Origin of the sequence: Dietzia sp. B32 (genome assembly GCF_024732245.1) — a bacterium.
Classification (GTDB): domain Bacteria; phylum Actinomycetota; class Actinomycetes; order Mycobacteriales; family Mycobacteriaceae; genus Dietzia.
The window spans coordinates 2,885,226-2,904,199 of record NZ_CP093845.1 but is presented as its reverse complement, the minus strand read 5'-3'; the positions used below and the strand labels follow the sequence as shown (position 1 = coordinate 2,904,199).

Annotated in this window: 14 protein-coding genes and 1 pseudogene; 5 read left to right on the top strand and 10 right to left on the bottom strand. The window is 72.4% G+C overall.

Annotation, left to right across the window (positions count from 1 at the left end; translation table 11 throughout):
• Positions 1 to 30 precede the first annotated feature (30 nt).
• From L8M95_RS13735 to L8M95_RS13715, 6 genes and pseudogenes are all read right to left on the bottom strand, one after another.
• The gene (locus tag L8M95_RS13735; protein WP_260486669.1) at positions 31 to 1,203 is read right to left on the bottom strand and encodes a lipid-transfer protein; all 1,173 of its coding nucleotides are present in this window, start codon (positions 1,201 to 1,203) and stop codon (positions 31 to 33) included.
• Positions 1,200 to 1,646, bottom strand: a complete 447-nt coding sequence (locus tag L8M95_RS13730) for a MaoC family dehydratase (protein ID WP_312027418.1) — start codon at positions 1,644 to 1,646, stop codon at positions 1,200 to 1,202. The genes L8M95_RS13735 and L8M95_RS13730 overlap by 4 nt, the downstream gene beginning before the upstream one ends.
• Positions 1,643 to 2,719 (bottom strand): bifunctional MaoC family dehydratase N-terminal/OB-fold nucleic acid binding domain-containing protein, encoded by a 1,077-nt coding sequence (locus L8M95_RS13725; RefSeq protein ID WP_260486668.1) that lies wholly within the window; start codon positions 2,717 to 2,719, stop codon positions 1,643 to 1,645. Before L8M95_RS13725 ends, L8M95_RS13730 begins: the two co-directional genes overlap by 4 nt.
• A 44-nt stretch (positions 2,720 to 2,763) precedes the next feature.
• Positions 2,764 to 3,927 carry an acyl-CoA dehydrogenase family protein gene (locus L8M95_RS17535; RefSeq protein WP_312027460.1) on the bottom strand — a complete coding sequence of 388 codons (1,164 nt, stop codon included), beginning with the start codon at positions 3,925 to 3,927 and terminating at the stop codon, positions 2,764 to 2,766.
• A gap of 102 nt (positions 3,928 to 4,029) precedes the next feature.
• Positions 4,030 to 5,124, bottom strand: a pseudogene (locus L8M95_RS17530) (acyl-CoA dehydrogenase family protein); the annotation flags it as partial.
• Between the two features lie 50 nt (positions 5,125 to 5,174).
• A complete protein-coding gene (locus L8M95_RS13715; RefSeq protein WP_260486666.1) occupies positions 5,175 to 7,346 on the bottom strand; it encodes an acyl-CoA dehydrogenase in 2,172 nt (723 codons plus the stop codon).
• A 199-nt stretch (positions 7,347 to 7,545) separates the two neighbouring features.
• Between L8M95_RS13715 and kstR the strand changes: the two genes are divergently transcribed.
• Positions 7,546 to 8,268 (top strand): cholesterol catabolism transcriptional regulator KstR, encoded by a 723-nt coding sequence (gene kstR, locus L8M95_RS13710; protein WP_260486665.1) that lies wholly within the window; start codon positions 7,546 to 7,548, stop codon positions 8,266 to 8,268.
• Between the two features lie 167 nt (positions 8,269 to 8,435).
• On the opposite strand, the gene L8M95_RS13705 is transcribed toward kstR, so the two are convergent.
• Positions 8,436 to 9,761: a Glu/Leu/Phe/Val dehydrogenase dimerization domain-containing protein gene (locus L8M95_RS13705; RefSeq protein WP_260486664.1), complete on the bottom strand. Its 1,326-nt coding sequence runs from the start codon at positions 9,759 to 9,761 to the stop codon at positions 8,436 to 8,438.
• 93 nt (positions 9,762 to 9,854) lie between these two features.
• On the opposite strand from L8M95_RS13705, the gene L8M95_RS13700 reads away from it, so the two are divergent.
• Positions 9,855 to 10,766 carry a LysR family transcriptional regulator gene (locus tag L8M95_RS13700; RefSeq protein ID WP_260486663.1) on the top strand — a complete coding sequence of 304 codons (912 nt, stop codon included), beginning with the start codon at positions 9,855 to 9,857 and terminating at the stop codon, positions 10,764 to 10,766.
• Between the two features lie 39 nt (positions 10,767 to 10,805).
• Here the strand turns inward: L8M95_RS13700 and thpD are convergent, their stop codons facing one another.
• Together thpD and L8M95_RS13690 are read right to left on the bottom strand one after the other, a co-directional pair.
• Positions 10,806 to 11,669, bottom strand: coding sequence for an ectoine hydroxylase (gene thpD, locus L8M95_RS13695; RefSeq protein WP_260486662.1), 864 nt, complete (start codon positions 11,667 to 11,669; stop codon positions 10,806 to 10,808).
• A 110-nt stretch (positions 11,670 to 11,779) separates the two neighbouring features.
• Positions 11,780 to 12,784, bottom strand: a complete 1,005-nt coding sequence (locus L8M95_RS13690; protein ID WP_260486661.1) for a D-2-hydroxyacid dehydrogenase — start codon at positions 12,782 to 12,784, stop codon at positions 11,780 to 11,782.
• Positions 12,785 to 12,870: 86 nt separating this feature from the next.
• On the opposite strand from L8M95_RS13690, the gene L8M95_RS13685 reads away from it, so the two are divergent.
• The 3 genes from L8M95_RS13685 to L8M95_RS13675 are packed head-to-tail and all read left to right on the top strand — an operon-like array spanning position 12,871 to position 18,652.
• Complete coding sequence (locus L8M95_RS13685; RefSeq protein WP_260486660.1) at positions 12,871 to 14,160, top strand: aspartate aminotransferase family protein; 1,290 nt, start codon at positions 12,871 to 12,873, stop codon at positions 14,158 to 14,160.
• A complete protein-coding gene (locus L8M95_RS13680) occupies positions 14,157 to 17,192 on the top strand; it encodes an FAD-binding and (Fe-S)-binding domain-containing protein (protein WP_396118895.1) in 3,036 nt (1,011 codons plus the stop codon). Before L8M95_RS13685 ends, L8M95_RS13680 begins: the two co-directional genes overlap by 4 nt.
• Positions 17,189 to 18,652 carry an NAD-dependent succinate-semialdehyde dehydrogenase gene (locus L8M95_RS13675; RefSeq protein ID WP_260486659.1) on the top strand — a complete coding sequence of 488 codons (1,464 nt, stop codon included), beginning with the start codon at positions 17,189 to 17,191 and terminating at the stop codon, positions 18,650 to 18,652. Before L8M95_RS13680 ends, L8M95_RS13675 begins: the two co-directional genes overlap by 4 nt.
• A 16-nt stretch (positions 18,653 to 18,668) precedes the next feature.
• Here the strand turns inward: L8M95_RS13675 and L8M95_RS13670 are convergent, their stop codons facing one another.
• A complete protein-coding gene (locus L8M95_RS13670; RefSeq protein WP_260486658.1) occupies positions 18,669 to 18,944 on the bottom strand; it encodes a WhiB family transcriptional regulator in 276 nt (91 codons plus the stop codon).
• Positions 18,945 to 18,974 lie beyond the last annotated feature (30 nt).

Here is an 18,974-nt window from a genome sequence, read left to right as displayed (position 1 = left end):
ATGTGATGCGCTTTCCTCCGGAGGCGGCGGTCAGACGGTGAGCACCAGACCCGAGGTGGGCACGCCGGTCCCGGCGGTCACGACGAGCTTCTCGGCGCCGGGGACCTGGTTGACCGAGTCACCGCGGAGCTGACGCACGCCCTCGGCGATGCCGTTCATGCCGTGGATGTACGCCTCGCCGAGCTGGCCGCCGTGCGTGTTGAGCGGCAGCCTGCCGCCCACCTCGAGAGCGCCCGGCTCACGGACGAAGTCCTTGGCCTCGCCGCGGCCGCAGAATCCGAGCTCCTCGAGCTGCATGAGGACGTACGGCGTGAAGTGGTCGTAGAGGACGGCCATGTCCATGTCCTCGGGGCGCAGGCCCGATTGGGCCCACAGCTGGTCGCCGACGATGCCCATCTCCGGGAGTCCGGCGAGCTCCGGCCGGTAGTACGAGGTCATGATGTACTGATCCGGCCCCGATCCCGAGGCCGCCGCCGCGATCGACACCGGCCGGTGCGGCAGATCCCGCGCCCGCTCGGGGGTCGTCACGACGATCGCCTGGCCCCCGTCGGACTCCTGACAGCAGTCCAGCAGGTGCAGTGGTTCGGCGATGTAGCGCGAGTTCTGGTGGTCGGCCAGCGTGATCGGCTTGCCGTGGAAGAACGCGGCCGGGTTGACCGCGGCGTGCTTGCGATCCACCACCGCGACCCGGCCGAAGTCCTCGCTGGTGGCGCCGTACTCGTGCATGTAGCGCTGCGCGACCATCGCCACGAATCCCGCCGGGGTGGACAGCCCGTGCGGGTAGGAGAAGGCGTTGTCCGTGCCGGAGGAGTTGACCTGCTGCACCAGCGCCGAGTTGACCTGGCCGAAGCGCATCCCGGAGCGTTCGTTGAACGCGCGGTAGCAGACCACGACCTCGGCCACTCCCGTCGCCACGGCCATCGCGGCCTGCTGCACGGTCGCGCACGCGGCACCGCCGCCGTAGTGGATGCGGGAGAAGAAGTTCAGGTGGCCGATACCGGCGGCGCGGGCCACCGCGATCTCGGTGTTGGTGTCCATGGTGAACGACACCAGGCCGTCGACGTCCGAGGGCTGGAGACCCGCGTCGGCGACCGCCGCGCGCACCGCCTCGGCGGCCAGCCGCAGTTCGGAGCGCCCCGAGTCCTTGGAGAAGTCGGTGGCGCCGATCCCGACGATCGCAGCCCTGTCTGCCAGCACGCTCACTGCGGGTCTCCGTTCATGTAGAGGGTCGCCGTCGACGTGACGTGCGCGCCCAACGAGTCCGTGCCGACGATCTTCAGCGTGACCAGCCCGTCGTCGTCGACCCCCGTGACCTCACCGGTCAGGGTGAGGGAGTCGTAGGCGTACCAGGGCACCCCGAGACGCAGTTTGATCGAGGTGATGCGGGCGCGCTGGCCCGCCCAGTCGGTGACGAACCTCTGCACCAGCCCGGTGTCGGTGAGGATGTTGACGAAGATGTCCTTCGAGCCCTTCTGATGGGCCAGGTCGCGGTCGTGGTGGACGTCCTGAAAATCCCGGGTCGCCAGCGCCGAGGCCACGATGAAGGTCGGGGTCCCCTCGATGGTCAGCTCGGGGAGCCGGTCGCCCACCGCCACGGCGGGCGGCTCGGCGGGGCAGATCACGTTCACAGCACTGTTCTCGCTCACTTCGCGCCACCTTCCGTGACTTCGGCCATCTGGCGGTCGACCGGCGGCGCGCCGGCGGGTCGCCACGCGTACAGGGTCCACGGCTCGGTGCCGAACGCGGCGTCCTCGGCCGGGTCGCCGGGCATGTCGAGGTACTCGACCTCGACCTCCATACCGATCCGCACCTCGGCCGGATCGATGTCGCGCAGCTCGCCGAGCATGCGCACGCCCTCCTCCAGTTCCACGAGCGCGATGACGAACGGGAACCGGGTCCGGCCCGGTACGCGCGGCGCGTGGTGGGTGACGAAGCTGTACACCGTGCCGCGGCCGGAGGAGACCACGTAGTCGGTCTGTTCGGTCTTGTCCTTCCACAGCGCCGGCACGGGCGGGTGCTGCAGCGAGCCGTCCTCGCGGGTCTGGATGCGCAGCTCGTGGGCGCGGACACCCTCCCAGAAGAAGCGGGTGTCGTGCGAGACCGACGGGCGCAGGACCTTGCCCACCACCAGGTCGTCGGTGGCCGATCCGGAACTGGCCACGATCTGGTCCGCGGGCGCCGGCGCGGGGTCGGCGGCCTTCGCGGCCGGGCGGAACTTGAGGATGCGGAAGTCCATCTCCGCCACCACTTCGTCGCCGACCCTCCAGAAGTTGCGGGTGGTGAAGAACCAGCCCTCCCCCAGGCCCGTGGTCTTGGGGCCGACCACGTCGACCAGGACGGACTCGATCGTCACCTCCTCCCCCGGGCGCGTGTACCGGTGGTAGGTGGAGTCGCAGTTGGTCGCGACGACCGAGGTGAAGCCCTCCGCGTCGAGGAGGTCGGTCATGCGGCCCAGCGGGTCGTCGGCCTCGCGGGTCTTCCCGAGTCCCCGCATGGTCCAGACCTGGGCCATGGCCGGCGGCGCCACCGGACCTCCGTGACCGGCGGCGTGGGCCGCGTCCTCGCTGGAGTAGATCGGGTTGGCGTCCCCGATCGCCTCGGTCCAGTTGCGGATCATCGGCGTGTTGATGGGGTCGCGGCCCGCGCGGCGCGCGCTGCCGCCGGAGGCGCGGACCTCCTCGGCGGCGGCGAGGATACGGGCGGCCTGCTCGTCACTCATGGGTGCCTTCTCGTTCGTTCGTGGGCGTCTGGGCAGGGGTCGGGTCAGCGCGAGGTGCGGGGCATGCCGAGGCCGCCCATGCAGGTCAGCTCGCGCATGACCTCGTTGACGCCGCCGCCGAAGGTGATCACGACGTTGCGCTTGTTCATCATGTCGAACCAGCGCTGCAGCGCCGCGGTGTCGGGATCGGTGGGGTCGCCGAAGCGGCCGAGCAGCTCCTCGACGATCCGGCCGACGTGCTGGATCTTCTCCGTGGAGAACACCTTGGAGGCCGCGGAGTCGCCCATCGACGGGTTGTCGCCCGTCGAGGAGACCTGCCAGTTGAGGAGCTCGTTGAGCCGGACGACCGCGAAGATCTCCGCCAGTCCGCGCCGCACCTCGGGACGGTCCAGGTGGCGGACCCCGTCCGGGCCGGTGCCGCGGGCCCAGGCGGCCAGCTCGTCGTAGTACCCGCCCGGGCGACCGGACGGCGCGAGCATGACGCGCTCGTGGTTGAGCTGCGTGGTGAGCATCTTCCAGCCGCCGTCGACCTCGCCGACCACCATGTCGGCCGGCACGCGCACGTCCGAGTAGTAGGTGGCGTTGACGTGGTGCGCGCCGTCGCAGGTGATGATCGGCGTGAAGGAGAAACCGGGGTCAGTGGTGTCGACGATGAAGATGGTCAGCCCGCGGTGCCGCGAGTCCGGGGTGCCGGTGCGGGCGGCCAGCCAGATGTAGTCGGCGTGGTGGCCGCCGGTGGTCCACATCTTCTGACCGTTGATGATCCAGTCGCCCGTGGCCTCGTCGCGCTTGGCGGTGGTGCGCAGGGCGGCCAGGTCGGTGCCGGCGTCGGGCTCGGAGTAGCCGATCGCGAAGTGGATCGACCCGTCGAGGATGCCGGGCAGGAACTTCGCCTTCTGCGCCTCGCTGCCGTACTTCTGCAGGGTCGGGCCCACGGTCTGCAGCGTCACCGACGGCAGCGGCACGTCCGCGCGCGTGGCCTCGTTGGTGAAGATCGCCTGCTCGATGTGGCCGAAGCCCTTGCCGCCGAACTCGGTCGGCCAGCCCACGCCCAGCCAGCCGTCCCGGCCCATGCGCTTGATGATCTCCGCGTAGGTGTCGCCGTGGCGGGTCGTGGCGATGTCCGCCGCCTCCTCGGGCGAGATGAGCGTCGAGAAGTACTCGCGCAGCTCGGCCTGCAGCGCGCGCTGCTCCGGGGTGAGGTCGATGAACGCCCCGTCCCCCGAGGCGGCGGCGTCGGCGTCGGTGGCGGCCGCACCGCCTGTATCGATGCCGTCGACCGGGTCCGCGGCGACCGCGGCACCGAGGACGTCCAGGTGCAGCTGCGCGCCGCCGACGAACCGCGCCAGGTCCTTGACGGCCGAGGAGTACCGGAACATCGGGTAGGTGACGTCCACGCCCACCCCGCCGTGCAGGTGGTGCAGGATCTGGACCGCGCGGGGGCCCTCGGCCGCCAGCCAGTAGGCACCGATCGTCGGGTCGGTCTCGTAGCGGTCGCCGGAGCCGGCGAGCCCCTCCGAGATCCGCCAGGACACGGACTGCGCGATCACGTGCAGCGTCTTCGAGACGATGTACACGTCCGCGAGCTCCTGCTGGACCGCCTGGAACGACCCCAACGGCTTGCCGAACTGGTGGCGGTCCTTGAGGTAGCCGGCCGTCATGTCCAGCGCGCCGGCGACGAGACCGTCACCGTGCGCGATACAAGCGGACAGGACGAGACGTCGGAACACCTCGAGAACGGGCTCCGCTCCCGAGCCGCGCAGCACGTCGTCGTCGTCGACCGGGGTGGCCTCGAACCGCATCGCGTACTCGGGCACGCCCAGGGAGCCGAGGGTGGGCGTCAGGGTGACTCCCGGGGCGTCGGGGGCGACGACGACGAGGGCGGCACCCTCGGACGTGGACACCGGCACGAGTACCGAACGGGCCTGGGCCGCGTACCGCACCGAGGTGGCGGTCCCCGTGATCGCCCCGGACTCCAGTCGCACGGTGGGGTCGAGCGGCAGTGGGCGGCCGGGCTCGGCGACGGCGGCGGTGAGGATGCGGCCGTCCTCGATGCCCTCGAGCAGCCTGGCCTGCTGGTCGGCCGTGCCGAGCGCGACGATCGGCGCCACGCCCAGGCCGAGCGTCTCCAGGGCCGGGATCACCACTCCGGCCCGGCCGACCTCCTCGAGGACCACGGCGATGTCGGCGGCCGTGAGGTCGTCGCCCCCCACCGCGGCGGGCAGGCCCAGGGAGAGCAGACCCGACTCGGCGAACGCCGCCCACAGCCGCTCGTCGTATCCGGCGTCGTCGACGCTCCTGCTGGGCAGCGCGGTGAGCAGTTCCTCGGCGGGGGCGGCCGTCGAGAGTGCGCCGGCGACCGCCTCGGCGACGGCGGCCTGGGTCTCGGTACGGGTGAAGTCCACGGGGGATCAGTCCTGTTCGGTCGGTAGGGGGCGGGCCGGGTCGTGCGGGGTCAGTCGCGGGGCAGGCCGAGGATGCGCTCGCCCACCACGTTGAGCAGGACCTGCTCGGTGCCGCCGGCGATCGACAGGCAACGCACCATGAGGAACTTGCGGCCCTGCTCGGTGAACTCGACGCCGCCGGTGCCGGTGAGCTGCAGGCCGAACTCGGCGATGTCCTGGCGGTGGCGCACGCCCACGATCTTGCGGACCGAGGACTCGGCGCCCGGGCCCGAGCCGGCGAGGCTGCGCAGTGCGGTGCGCAGGTCGAGCAGGTTGCCGACGACGCCGTCGGCGACGTGCTTGCCGAACTCGTCCAGCACGAGGGCGTCGTCGGCCACACCTGCGGCGTTGATCAGCCCGATGATCTCCTCCGCCGCGTCGCCGAGCGACGAGCCTCCGCCCATGGCCACGCGCTCGTTGGCCAGGGTGGTGCGGGCGATCTTCCACCCGTCGTTGACGGTGCCCACCTGGAACTCGTCGGGGACGAAGAGATCCTCGAGGTACACCTCGTTGAACAGCGCCTCGCCGGTGATCTCGCGCAGGGGCCGGGTGCGGATGCCCTCGGAGCGCATGTCCACGAGGAAGTACGTGATGCCCTTGTGCTTGGGGGCGTCCTTGTCCGTCCGGGCCAGGCACATCGCCCAGTCGGCCTCGCGGGCCAGGGAGGTCCACACCTTCTGTCCGTTGAGCTTCCAGCCGCCGTCGACCTTCTCGGCGGTGGTGCGCAGGGCGGCCAGGTCGGAGCCGGCGCCGGGCTCGGAGAACAGCTGGCACCACCTGATCTTTCCGGCCATGGTGTCGCGCACGAGCAGGTCGGCGTGCTCGGGGGCCGCCTGGAGGATGGTCGGCACCGCCCAGCCACCGATGGTGATGTCGTGGCGGGGCACGCCGGCCGCCTCGAGCTCCTCGTCGATGAGGAGCTGCACGGCCGGGCTCGCGCCGAGGCCCCACGGCTCCGGCAGGTGGGGCATGAACAGGCCCGTGTCGGCGAGGGCCCGCTTGCGCTCATCGCCCTCGACCGCCGCGACCTTCGCCACCAACGCGCGGATGTCCTCCCGCTTGGCGTCGAGGCCCTCGATCTCCGACAGGTCGATGTCGAGGTGGCGACGCTTGCCGGCCAGGGTGAGCTCGGCCAGCGAGCGCCGCCACCGGGCCGATCCGCCGATCGCCTGGCGGAGCGCGCCCGCCCTCCGCATGTAGAAGTGGGCGTCGTGCTCGAAGGTGAAGCCGATCCCGCCGAGGATCTGGATGCAGTCCTGGGAGTTGCGCACGGAGTTGTCGAAGGCCAGGGCTCCGGCCACCGACGCGGCAACGGGCAGCTCCGAGTCCGCGGCGAGCAGGTCCTCGGCGGCCGCGGCGGCGTCCCACGCCAGGGCGCGGACCTGCTCGGTGCGGCAGAGCATGTCGGCGGCGAGGTGCTTGATGGACTGGAACGAGCCGATGGTCCGGCCGAACTGCTCGCGGATCTTGGCGTAGTCGACCGCGGTGGCGAGCGTGTAGTCGGCGACGCCCGCGGCCTCGGCGGCGGCCAGGGTGACGAACAACTGGTGGACGTGCTCGGTGGTGACGCCCTCGAGGACGCGGTCGGCGGGGATCGTCACGTCCTGCAGGCTGACGTGGCCGATCGACGCCGAGATGTCGTACGGGGTCGCCGGGGTGACGTTGAGCCCTGGCGTGTCCGCGTCGAGCAGCGCCCATCGGGTGACGCCGTCGATCTCGACGGGCAGCAGCAACCCACCACCGGGGGTGCCGCCGTAGGCGACCCCGGGGTCGCCCGTGACCGCACCCGACCCGTCCAGGGTCGCGGTGCCGATGCCCAGGCACACGCCCACCGGCAGCCCGCCCTCCGCGAGGGTCTCCCCCAGCGACCGGGCGAGGGCACCGCCCGCGCGGGAGACCAACACGCCGGTCAGCGCGGTGGACAGCACCGGGCCGGGCACCATCTTCGCCGCGGCCTCCTCGAGCATGCAGGCGAGGTCCACGATCTCGGCTCCGGCCCCGCCGTGCTCCTCGGCGATCGCGACGCCGAACAACCCGAGCTCGGCGAGCTGTGGCCACAACGCCTTCCAGGCTTCCGGATCATCTTCCTGAGCGCGTACGGTGGCCACGGGATCGGCGGATTTGGCCCAGGCCTTGATCGAGTTCTGGATCTCGGTCTGGTCCGGGGTGGTGGCGATACTCACTGCTGGGCTCCTCGACTCGGGCGGGGTGCATACCCGGCGCGGACCCGCTGACCCGCGCACTCCACGCCATAGTAGAACGTGTTCTAAGTAACGTGTTCTAGAATGCACCAGCAGGGACCTCCACGCACACCCGGGTCCCGCACCAGACCGCCGGAGAGTCCCGCGGTTCCGCTCCGACCAGCGCAGAAGGTTCGCTTCCATGACCAAGAGCTCAGCCGAGTCCGGTTCCGCCGCCGCGTCGGATCCCGTCCCCCGGAGCGACGAACCCACCACGTCGTCGCAACGGGAGCGCCGGCGGCGGATCCTGGACGCCACGCTGGCCCTGGCCGCCAAGGGCGGGTACGAGGCGGTGCAGATGCGCGCCGTCGCCGAGAAGGCGGAGGTCGCGGTGGGAACCCTCTACCGGTACTTCCCGTCGAAGGTCCACCTGCTGGTGTCCGCGCTGGCCCGCGAGTTCCGCCGACTCGACCAGCGCACCGAGCGGTCGGCCCCGCCCGGCGACACCGCGCAGGAGCGGATGAAGGTCGTGGTGGAGATGATCACCAAGTCCATGCAACGCGACCCCAACCTCACCGAGGCGATGACGCGGGCGTTCATGTTCGCCGACGCGTCCGTGGCCACCGAGGTCGAGGAGGTCGGCTTCTACATGGACCGGATCCTCGCGCGGGCCATGGCCCAGGGCACGCCGGACGAGGTACAGCTCTCCATCGCCCGGGTCGTCTCCGACGTGTGGATGTCGAACCTCGTGTCGTGGCTGACCCGCAGGTCGTCGGCCGCCGAGGTCGCCACCCGGCTCGGCCTGACCATCGATCTGCTGCTCGGCAGCGACGACTCCCCCCGCCGGGCGCGGATGCACTCCGCGATCGGCAACGGCCACGGCTCCGACCCCGGCGCACCGGCCGGGGAGCCCGACACCGACTGACCGCCCGCCCAGATCGGCACCGCAACCGCTCCCGCGGCTGGCGTCCCGCTCCCGCGCCTGACCGCCAAGACGGCCGCCGCTCCCGTAGATGGCGTCTCGCCTGCCCATCGGGGCACGCGAGACGCCATGTCGAGGGGCGACGGGCCCGGGCGGTTGCGTAGGGGCGGTCAGGGCACGACGACCGGCGGCACCGTGCGGACCGTGCCGGAGACGTCGGCCGACCACCGCAGTGGCCCGTCGGACGGGGTCCAGTCGGTGAGCAGGTCCGCGACCTTGGCGGTCATCTCCCGGCCCAGACGCAGGAACGAACTCTCGGGCTGCTCGTCGACCTCTCCGAGGATCAGCCACCACGCCCAGGCGACCGCCCCGGCGTTGGCGATGAAGTCCGGCAGCACCGCGATCCCACGGGCCGTGAGGTCGAGTTCCGCGTCGGCCGTGGTGGCGGCGTTGGCGGCCTCGACCACGATCGGTGCCGTGACCTCGCCGCAGTTGTCGGCGGTGATCGCGTACGAGACCGCGGCCGGCACGAGGACGTCGACGTCCATGCCGAGGATCCGGTCCCGGTCGAGCAGTTGCACGCGGGCGGGGACGGCCGAGCGGTCGATCTCCCCGAACCGGTCGCGGGTCGCCAACAGCGCCGGGACGTCGAGCCCCGCCGGGTCGTAGAGGGCGCCGGCGGCGTCGGCCAGCGCGACCACGCGCATCCCCGCCTCGTGCAGGTACCACGCGGCGCCGCCGCCCATCGTGCCCACGCCCTGGACGGCCACCGAGGTGCGTTCCGTGTCCCACCCGCGGACGTACGCCGCCGCCAGGCAGGCCTGCGCGACCCCGTATCCACCGATCACATCTCCCAGCAACCCGCCCGGGACCTCGGCGTTCAACCCACGAAGGATCCTGTCGGCGGTGGCGGCGGGGTCGGCCGACCGTTCGATCGCCGCATGGTAGGACTGCCGCATCCCCAGTCGCGAGAACACCTCGTCGATCAGGTGCTGCGGTACGCCCAGGTCCTCCGCGGTGACCCAGTGCCGGTCGAGGAACGGCCGCATGGCCTCGCAGAACCGGCCCAGTACGTCCACCGCCCGGGGGTCCTTGGGATCGAAGTCGATGCCGCCCTTGGCCCCGCCGACGGGCAGGTCGAACGCCGCCGTCTTCCTGGTCATGCCACGGGCGAGGTCCTCGACCTCGCGGAGGGTGCACCCGGCGCGCATGCGGGTGCCTCCGGTGGCCAGGCCACCGACGAGGGTGTCGACCACGAGGTATCCGCGTGCCGCGGTCTCGTCGTCCTCCCAGTGGAGCCGCAGATAGGGCTCGCGGTTCGATCGGGTACCCGCCCCCGGCGCCGCGGGGGCGGGGGGTGCGGGGTGTGCGGCGGGCACGGCCTGGGGGACCGTTCCGGTGTGGCCGGTGGTGCCCGGGATCTCGATGGACGTCATGGTGCTCGCCTCCTCGGCGACCTCGTCCGCCGGCTGGTCCGGCGGGGGTGTCTCCAGCATGGGAGCCGTCCCCCCCGGGGTCCAGCGAGACTTGGTGGACCCGACCGTTCACTTTTCCTGCACGGTGCGCCCGCACCCTCCTACGCTCGGGGCATGGAGCCGTCACTGCACCGACTGCGGCTGCTCCACGAGCTGGAGCGCCGGGGCACCGTCACCGCGGTCGCGGCCGCTCTGGGCTACACCGTCTCGGCCGTGTCCCAGCAGCTCTCGCTGCTCGAACGCGAGGCCGGGACCCCCTTGTTCGAGAAGCGGGGCCGCGGGCTCGCCCTGACCGAGGCGGGGCTCGTGTTGGCCGGGCACGCGCGGACGATCCTCACCGCCGTGGAGGACGCCGGCCACGCGATGGAGTCGGCCCGCGCGGGCGTCGGCACGACACTCACGGCCGGGGTGTGGGCGTCGGTGGCGTCCACGCTGCTGCCCACCGGGATCCGGATCCTGTCCCGGGACCACCCGGGAATCGTGGTGCGGACCCGGGAGCTCGCCCCGGAGGACACGACCGGCGCGGTCCGGGACGGATCGCTCGACCTGTCGTTCGTCCTGGACTACTCCAGCTACGCGATGGCGGACGTCCCCGACCTGGTGCGGGTGCCGATCGCGCGGGAGTCGCTGCACGCGGTGGTGCCCCGCGGCTCGGTGGACTCCGAGACCGTGTCCCTGAGCGACCTCGCGGCGGCCCCCTGGGTGCTCGCCCACCCGCGTTCGCACTTCGGCCGAGCGGTGCGGATCGCGTGCCGCGAGGCGGGCTTCGACCCCGACGTCCGGCACGAGGCCGGCGAGCAGTCCACGGCGTTGGCCCTGGTCGCGGCGGGACTCGGTGTGACGCTGGCCTCCGACCTGGGCCTGAGCACGTTCCCGTCGGACGTGGAGGCGCTCCCGCTGACCGAGGGCCTGTCGAGGACGGTGGCGATCACCTACCGCCGACGCGATGCGCGCCGGCGACCGCTCCGGGCGTTCGTGGAGGCCTTCACCGACGCCGCCCGTGAGGTGGGCCTGGACCCCACCTGACGGGTGGCCCCGCTGCCGGCTTCAGGGACGGTGCCGGGTTCAGGGACGGCGCGCGAGGAAGTCCGGCCGCGGCGGGGTGCCCGCGAACGGCGCGGTCAGCTCGTTCTCGACGCTGTTGAAGACGATGAACACGTTCGCCCGCGGGAGCGGTGTGATGTTGCCGCCCGAGGCGTGCAGGGCGTTGCAGTCGAACATCGTCATCGAGCCCGCCCCGCCGGTGAGCACGTCGAGTCCGTGACGCTCGTACATCTCGGCGATGTGCTCCTCGGACGGCACGCCGATCTTCGGCGCCGTGGTGACGAGCGATTCCTTGTAGTAGTCCTCCGGCGTCTCACCCGCGCACTGCACGTAGTACTTGTGCGTGCCCGGCATGATCATCAGCGGGCCGTTGTAGGTCTCGTTGGGCGTCAGCGCGAGCGACGCGCTGCAGGCCCGCGGCCGGGGCATACCGTCCTCGGCGTGCCAGGTCTCGAAGTCCGAGTGCCAGTAGAACGCGCCGCCGGCGAAACCCGGCTTGTAGTTGAGCCGGCTCTGGTGGACGTAGACGTCCGACCCGAGGATCTCCCGGGCCAGCTCGATCGCGCCGGACTGCTCGACCGCCTCCCACACCACGTCGCTCAGGGCGTGGACGTCGAAGATGGAGCGGACGGCCTCACTGCCGGACTCGCGGATGATCCGGGGGTCTCCGGCCATCTGCGGATCCGATCCGATGCGGTCGATCTCGGCCAGACAGGCATCGATCCGCCGTTCGTCCAGGGCGCCCTCGCGCTGGATGTACCCGCGCTCGGCGAACTGCTCGACCTCGGGATCCGAGACGTCTCCCCACGCGGCGGGGTCCCGGCGCTCGACGATCTCGGGTCGCCCGCTCACGCGGGTCCGGTAGTCATCTAGGGCAATGGTCACGACGATTCCTTTCTCTCCTCAGCCTGACAACCCCGGCTGACTCGGGAAAGCGAGGGGTGCCGCCCCTCGCGGCGCCGACCGTATCCGCGTCCGCGACCGCGGACAACCACTCAGCCGCTGACGTATCCTCGACTCTTGTCCACACTCGGGCCGGGGGTCCCGCCGCCCGTCCAGGTGCGCAGGTGGTCGAGGAACTGCCCGGAGAGGGTGTCCCGCCACCCCACCACGTCGCCGGACATGTGGGGACTGATGTGCGCGCCCTCGAGGGTCCAGAGCGGGTCGCCGTCCGGGAGGGGTTCGACGACGAGGACGTCCAGATGCGCCGAGAGTCTGCCCGTCCCGATCTCGCGCACCAGGGCGTCCTGATCGACGAGTTCCCCGCGACCGACGTTCACCACGTGGGCGCCGTCGGGAAGGGCTGCCAGTTCCGCGGGGCCGAGCATCCCCCGGGTGGCGTCGGTCAGCGGCGCCACCATGACGAGGTGGTCCACGTCGCCCAGATGCTCTACCAGGCTCGCGGAATCCAGGACGCGACCGAAGTCCTCGTCGTCGTCGCGTGGTCGACGTCCCGCCCCGCTGACGTCGAGCCCGACCGCCCGCAGCAGACGCGCGGTGGCCCGTCCGATCCCGCCGGTGCCCACCACGAGGGCCCGCCGGCCGGCCACCCGGGTGGTCTCGCGGTGGTGCCACCGGCCCGCGCGCTGCAGCGTCTCGGTCTCGTGCAGCCGTTTGTCGTGGGCGAGGACGCAGGCCAGGACGTACTCGGCGATGGGCCCATCGAACACTCCGCGGGCGTTGGTGACCAGCACCTCCGACTCGCGCAGCTCGTCGAACAGCAGTTTGTCGACCCCGGCGGCGGCCACGTGCACCCAGCGCAGCGCGTCGGCGGCGTGCCAGGCGGCGGCCAGGGCGTCGGAGAAGATGTCCCACACCAACAGGATCTCGGCCCCGGGGAGCGCGTCGGCGAGCGTGTCCGCGGTGCACTCCCGGACCTCGGCGAGCTCGCGGATCCGCGCGAGGGTGGTGGGCGGCTCCACGCCGTCCGCGGTGAGGAGGACGACGGTCGGCCGGGCGCCCGGGTCGCGGTTGTCCGGGTCACGGTGCGGCTGCGTCATGGCCCCACCGTAACGCGCCGACCCTCCCGGAAACCAGGATCGTCGGATTGTTGACAATCTGCCGGGGTGCGCCACACACTGGCACCATGACCGCGCACCTGTCGCCCCATCTCAAGCAGGCCACGCCCGTCGTGGTGGACCACGCGCTCGGCTCGTGGATCCACGGCACCGACGGCCGCGACTACCTGGACTTCACGACCGGCATCGGCGTGACCAGCACCGGCCACTGCCACCCCGACGTGGTCGCCGCGGCACGCGAGCAGTGCGGGAAGATCATCCACGCCCAGTACACGACCGTCATGCACCAGCCGCTGCTCGAGCTCACCGAGAAGCTCGGCGAGCACCTGCCCGCCGGGATCGACTCGGTCTTCTACGCCAACTCCGGCTCCGAGGCGGTCGAGGCCGCCGTGCGGTTGGCGCGGATGGCCACGGGTCGGCCGAACATCGTCACCGTCCAGGGTGGCTTCCACGGTCGCACCGTCGCAGCGGCCAGCCTCACCACCGCCGGGACCCGGTTCTCCGCCGGCTTCTCCCCGCTGATGGGCGGCGTGGTGATGACCCCGTTCCCGCACGCCCTGCGGCACGGGTGGACCACCGACGACGCCGTGGACTTCGCCCTGGCCGAGCTGGACTACCTCATGGCCACCCGCGTCGACGCCCGCGAGATCGCGGCCTTCCTCATCGAACCCGTGCTGGGCGACGGCGGCTACATGGCCACTCCCCCGCGCTACCTTCAGGGCCTGCGCGAGCGGGCCGACGCGGCAGGTGCCCTCCTGGTCCTCGACGAGGTCCAGGCCGGCATCGGGCGCACCGGCCGGTTCTGGGGCCACCAGCACACCGACGGGCTGGTGCCGGACATCATCATCACGGCCAAGGGCATCGCCTCGGGCTTCCCCATCTCCGCGATCGCCGCGCCCTCGGGGCTCATGGCCAAGGCCTGGCCCGGCTCGCAGGGCGGGACCTACGGCGGCAACGCGGTCGCCGCGGCGGCCGGCGTGGCGACCCTCGGCGTGGTCGAGCGCGAGGGTCTGGTGGACAACGCCGCCGCCCGCGGAACCCAGCTTCTCGACGGGCTCCGGCGTACCCTCGGCGACGTGAGCGAGATCTGCGACATCCGCGGGACCGGGCTCATGCTGGGCGTGGAGTTCGGCGACGCCCGCGCACCCGCCGGCAGCGCCGGGGCACGCGAGGCCGCCCGCCTGGCCGGAGCGGTACAGCAGGCGTGCGTCGACGAGGACCTGCTCACCCTCACCTGCGGCCCGACCGGGTCCGTGGTGCGCCTCATCCCCGCCCTGGTGGTGACCGCCGACGAGGTCGACACCGGCGTCGAGCGTTTCGCCCGCGCCGTGCACCGGGTGTGCGACGGGGCGGCGTGAGTTCCGGCGCCGCACCCGCCGCCCCCGGGCGGACGGGGACAGCCGAGGCGCTGGTGGGGGCACTCCGGGACGCGGGCCTGGCGCCCGAGGCCGACGCCCGTCGCATCGCGGAGTACTCCTACGACGCCTCCAACTACCGCGTCGAGCCGGCCGCCGTGCTGTTCCCGCGGTCGGAGGCCGAGGTCGCCGCTGCCCTGGCCGTGTGTCACCGGCTCGGGGTGCCCGCGACCGCCCGCGGCGGCGGCACGTCGATGGCCGGCAACGCGATCGGGTCCGGGCTGGTGCTCGACCTGTCCCGGCACATGACCCGGGTGCTCGCCGTGGACGAGGCCGCGGGGACCGTCACCGCCGAGGCCGGGATCGTGCTCACGGCCCTGCGCGCCGCCGTCCACACCGCGACCGGCGACCGCCTGACCTTCGCACCGGACCCGTCGAGCCAGTCCCGGGCCTGCCTGGGCGGCGCGATCGGCAACGACGCCTGCGGCAATCACTCGGTGCGCCACGGCCGGACCGCCGACCACGTCGAGGCACTGCGGATCGTCACCGCCGACGGTCTGCGCCTCACCGCCACGCGCACCGGCGTCGAGGCCACCGATCCGGCCGACCCGGCCGCCACCGCCCGCGCCGAGCACCTCACCACGCACCTGCGGGACCTGGCCGCCGACCACCTCGCGGCGATCCGCACCGAACTCGGACGCATCCCCCGCCAGGTGTCCGGCTACCACCTGCGACATCTACTCCCCGAGGAGGGGCTCGACGTGGCCCGCGCGCTCGTCGGCTCCGAGGGCACGTGCGCCGTCGTCACCGCGGCCACGATGCGGGCCGCCCCCCGCTCCGTGCGCACCGGCCTGGCAGTGGTCGGATACGCCGATGTGGTGGACGCCGCGCGGGACGTCCCCGCGATCCTGCGCTACCGCCCTACGGCCGTAGAGGGCATCGACGAGGTCATCGTGGAGACCATGCGGCAGCGCCGCGGCGCGGACTCGGTCGCCGAGCTGCCGCGCGGACACGCGTGGCTGTTCGTGGAACTCGACGACGACGGGAGCGACGACGACGATGAGGCCGGCGCCGGCGGTCGTGGGCTCGACGCCCGGGTGGCCGAACTGGCCGAGGAGCTGACACGGGACGGCCACGCCCTCGAGGTGCTCGTCGTGACCGATCCGGTGGCCCGCGCCGACCTGTGGCGGGTGCGCGAGGACGGCGCCGGGCTGAGCTCGCGGCTGACCGACCCCGTCACCGGCGTCACCACAGAGTCCTGGCCCGGGTGGGAGGACTCGGCGGTACCGCCCGATCGGTTGGCCGACTACCTGGCCGAGTTCCGCGACCTGCTGGCCCGGCACCAGCTCACGGGCGTCATGTACGGGCACTTCGGCGCGGGCTGTATGCACATCCGCATCAGCTTCGACCTGCGCTCGGACGCCGGCCGGGCCGTCATGCGGGCGTTCTGCACCGACGCCGCCCACCTCGTCGTGCGGCACGGCGGATCGCTGTCCGGCGAGCACGGCGACGGCCGCGCACGCTCCGAGCTGTTGCCGGTGATGTACTCGCCCGAGATGATCGGCGCCTTCGACCGCTTCGCCCGCATCTGGGACCCCGCGGGGCTGCTCGCACCCGGCGGGCTCACCGGCACCCGTCCGTTCGACGCCGACCTCGCACTCGCGGACATCTCCCCCACCGGGCCCGGCCACCGCGGCCGCGACCTCCTCGGCACCGCCGTCTCCCCCGACGGCGCACACCCGGTGCAGGCCTGCATCGGCGTCGGCCGCTGCCGCACCACCTCCGGCGGTGTGATGTGCCCGTCCTTCCGCGCCACCGGGGACGAGAAGGACTCCACCCGCGGCCGGTCCCGCGTCCTGCAGGAGGTGGTCCGCGGGACCCTGCCGATCGACGCCCCGGCCGTGGAGGAGTCACTCGAGCTGTGCCTGGCGTGCAAGGCGTGTTCCTCGGACTGCCCCACCGGTGTCGACATGGCCACCTTCAAATCCGAGGCACTGCACAGTCGCTACCGGCGTCGACCGCGGCCGATGGCGCACTACTCCCTCGGCCTGCTGCCGCTGTGGCTGCGTGGGACCGTCCGCGCGGCCGGGCCGATCAACGCGCTGCTGGGCACCCGCGCCGGTCGGACCGCGGCGCGGCTGGGCGGGCTGAGCACCGACCGCACCCTGCCGCGCTTCGCGTCCGCACGACAGCTGCGGGAGGAGCTCGCCAGGGTCCCGGACAGCGTGTGGACCGTGCGCGGACCGGGGCGCACCTCCGCGGACGTCGTGCTGTTCCTCGATTCGTTCACCCGCGGCCTGCGCCCCGCGGTCGCCGGCGCCGCCGCCCGCGTCCTGGGCGGCGCGCACACCTCCGTGGCCTGCACGGCCGACCAGTGCTGCGGGTTGACCCATGTCACGACCGGCCGACTCGACGCCGCGCGCCGCACCATGACCTCGACCGCGCGCCGCCTCGACGCGATCCGCGGGCCGGGTGGGCAGGAGGTCCCCGTTGTCGTCGTCGAACCCTCCTGCGCCGCCACCCTCCGCGAGGACCTCCCCCGCCTGCTCGCCGACACCCCCGACGCGGACGCCGCCCGCCGCGTCGCCGCCCGCGTCAGGTCCGCGGCCGACCACCTGGGCCGGCTCGCCGCCGAGGGCCGCGCGCCGGCGTGGTCCGGTGGAGCGCCCCCGGACCGCGTCACCGTGCAGACCCACTGCCACGAGTACGCGACCTTCGGCAACCGCGTCCAACGCGCGACGCTCACCGCGCTCGGCGTGGGATCGGTCCGCGAGGCGACCGGCTGCTGCGGCGTGGCCGGCGACTTCGGATTCACCGCGGGCCACGAGTCCGTCACCGCGGCCGTGGCCGAACTCGCGCTCGCGCCCGCCCTGCGCGCCGACACCGACGCCCCCGTCCTCACCGACGGCTTCTCGTGCGCCACCCAGGTCGATCACCTCGGCGCCGTCGACCCCACCACCGGACCCGGCCGCACCGGCCACCACCTGTTCGAACTGCTCGACCCCGACCCCCGTCCCACCAGGAGGCCAACATGACCCGCTCCGCAGCCGACATCATCGACTCCCTCGGCACCGGCGTCCACGTCGACGGGGCCTGGCGCGACGCCGCCTCCGGCGCCACCTTCGACGTGGTCAACCCCGCCACCGGTGAGGTGATCGCGACCCTCGCCGACGGCGGGGCCATGGAGGCCACCGCGGCGATCGAGGCCGCGGGCCGCACGCAGTCGTCGTGGGCGGCCGTCCCCGCCCGCGAGCGGGCCGAGATCCTGCGCAGGGCCTACGAGCTGATCGTCGAGCGCGCCGACGAGGTGGCGCTGCTCATGACCACGGAGATGGGCAAGCCGCTGGCCGAGGCGCGCGGCGAGGTGACCTACGGTGCCGAGTTCTTCCGCTGGTTCTCCGAGGAGGCCTGCCGCATCCGCGGTGACGCCCGCCGCTCACCCGACGGCAAGACCCGCCTCATGGTCACCCACGAGCCGGTCGGGCCCTGCATCCTCATCACCCCGTGGAACTTCCCACTGGCCATGGCCACCCGCAAGATTGGACCCGCCATCGCCGCCGGCTGCACGATGGTGTTCAAGCCCGCCAATCTCACGCCGCTGACCTCGCTGTACGTGGTGGACCTCCTGCGCGAGGCCGGCCTGCCGGACGGCGTGCTCAACGTGGTCTGCACGACCGACGCTGGCGGGGTGGTGGAACCGTGGATCGACTCCGGGATCGCCCGCAAACTCTCCTTCACCGGATCCACCGAGGTCGGCCGCACACTCCTCGAGCAGTGCGCGCGTGGTGTGCTGCGCACCTCCATGGAGCTCGGGGGGAACGCACCGTTCATCGTGTGCTCCGACGCGGACATGGACACCGCGGTCGCCGCTGCCATGGCCGCAAAGATGCGCAACATGGGCGAGGCCTGCACGTCGGCCAACCGGATCCTCGTGCACCGCTCGGTGCTGGACGAGTTCGGTCGGCGCTTGACGGAGAGGATGTCCGCCCTCACCGTGGGCGACGGCGCCGTCGAGGGCACCGACGTGGGGCCGCTGGTCGAGGAGAAGGCCGTCGACAAGGTCGTCGGCCTGGTCGACGACGCCGTGGAGCGCGGCGCCGAGGTGCTGGTCGGGGGCTCTCGGGTCGACGGACCAGGCTACTTCTACCCGCCCACCGTGCTCACCGGCGTCACCCCGGACGCCGAGTTGATGTCGACCGAGATCTTCGGCCCCGTGGCCGCCCTGATCCCCTTCGACTCCGACGACGAGGCGGTGGAGATGGCCAACGACACCGAGTTCGGGCTGGTCTCCTACGTGATGACCGAGAACCTCGACCGCGCGATGACCATGTCCGAACGGCTGCAGGCCGGGATGGTGGGGATCAACACCGGGATCGTGTCCAACCCCGCCGCCCCGTTCGGTGGCATCAAACAGTCCGGGCTGGGACGCGAGGGCGGGCTCAGCGGGATCGAGGAGTTCGTCGAGACCAAGCTGGTCGCGATCCCCGTGCGCTGAGACCGGGCGGTGAGGTCTAGCCGGTGCGGACGCGGCCGGCGCGGCGGTGCCGCTCGGCCTCGGTCAGGCCACCCCACACGCCGTACAGCTCGCGCTGGGCCATGGCGTGCCGGAGGCAGGCGTCGATCACGGGGCACTTCCCGCAGAGTTCCTTGGCGGCGGCCTCCTTGCGGCGCCGCGTCGACTTGGCCTCGTCCTCCGAGTTGTAGAACAGGTCAGGAATCTCTCGGCACATCCCGGAGTCGGCCCATGCCCAGTGCTCGTCGGTCTTGGTCATCACGCTGTGTCGCATCTTCCCCCCACCGTCCGTTCCAGCTTCTGA

Bases quoted from the DNA above. Each gene is read 5' to 3' on its own strand.
- L8M95_RS13725 (WP_260486668.1), bottom strand. From the start codon at position 2,719: ATGAGTGACGAGCAGGCCGCCCGTATCCTCGCCGCCGCCGAGGAGGTC.
- kstR (WP_260486665.1), top strand. From the start codon at position 7,546: ATGACCAAGAGCTCAGCCGAGTCCGGTTCCGCCGCCGCGTCGGATCCC.
- L8M95_RS13705 (WP_260486664.1), bottom strand. From the start codon at position 9,761: ATGCTGGAGACACCCCCGCCGGACCAGCCGGCGGACGAGGTCGCCGAG.
- L8M95_RS13700 (WP_260486663.1), top strand. From the start codon at position 9,855: ATGGAGCCGTCACTGCACCGACTGCGGCTGCTCCACGAGCTGGAGCGC.
- L8M95_RS13690 (WP_260486661.1), bottom strand. From the start codon at position 12,784: ATGACGCAGCCGCACCGTGACCCGGACAACCGCGACCCGGGCGCCCGG.
- L8M95_RS13685 (WP_260486660.1), top strand. From the start codon at position 12,871: ATGACCGCGCACCTGTCGCCCCATCTCAAGCAGGCCACGCCCGTCGTG.
- L8M95_RS13675 (WP_260486659.1), top strand. From the start codon at position 17,189: ATGACCCGCTCCGCAGCCGACATCATCGACTCCCTCGGCACCGGCGTC.
- L8M95_RS13670 (WP_260486658.1), bottom strand. From the start codon at position 18,944: ATGCGACACAGCGTGATGACCAAGACCGACGAGCACTGGGCATGGGCC.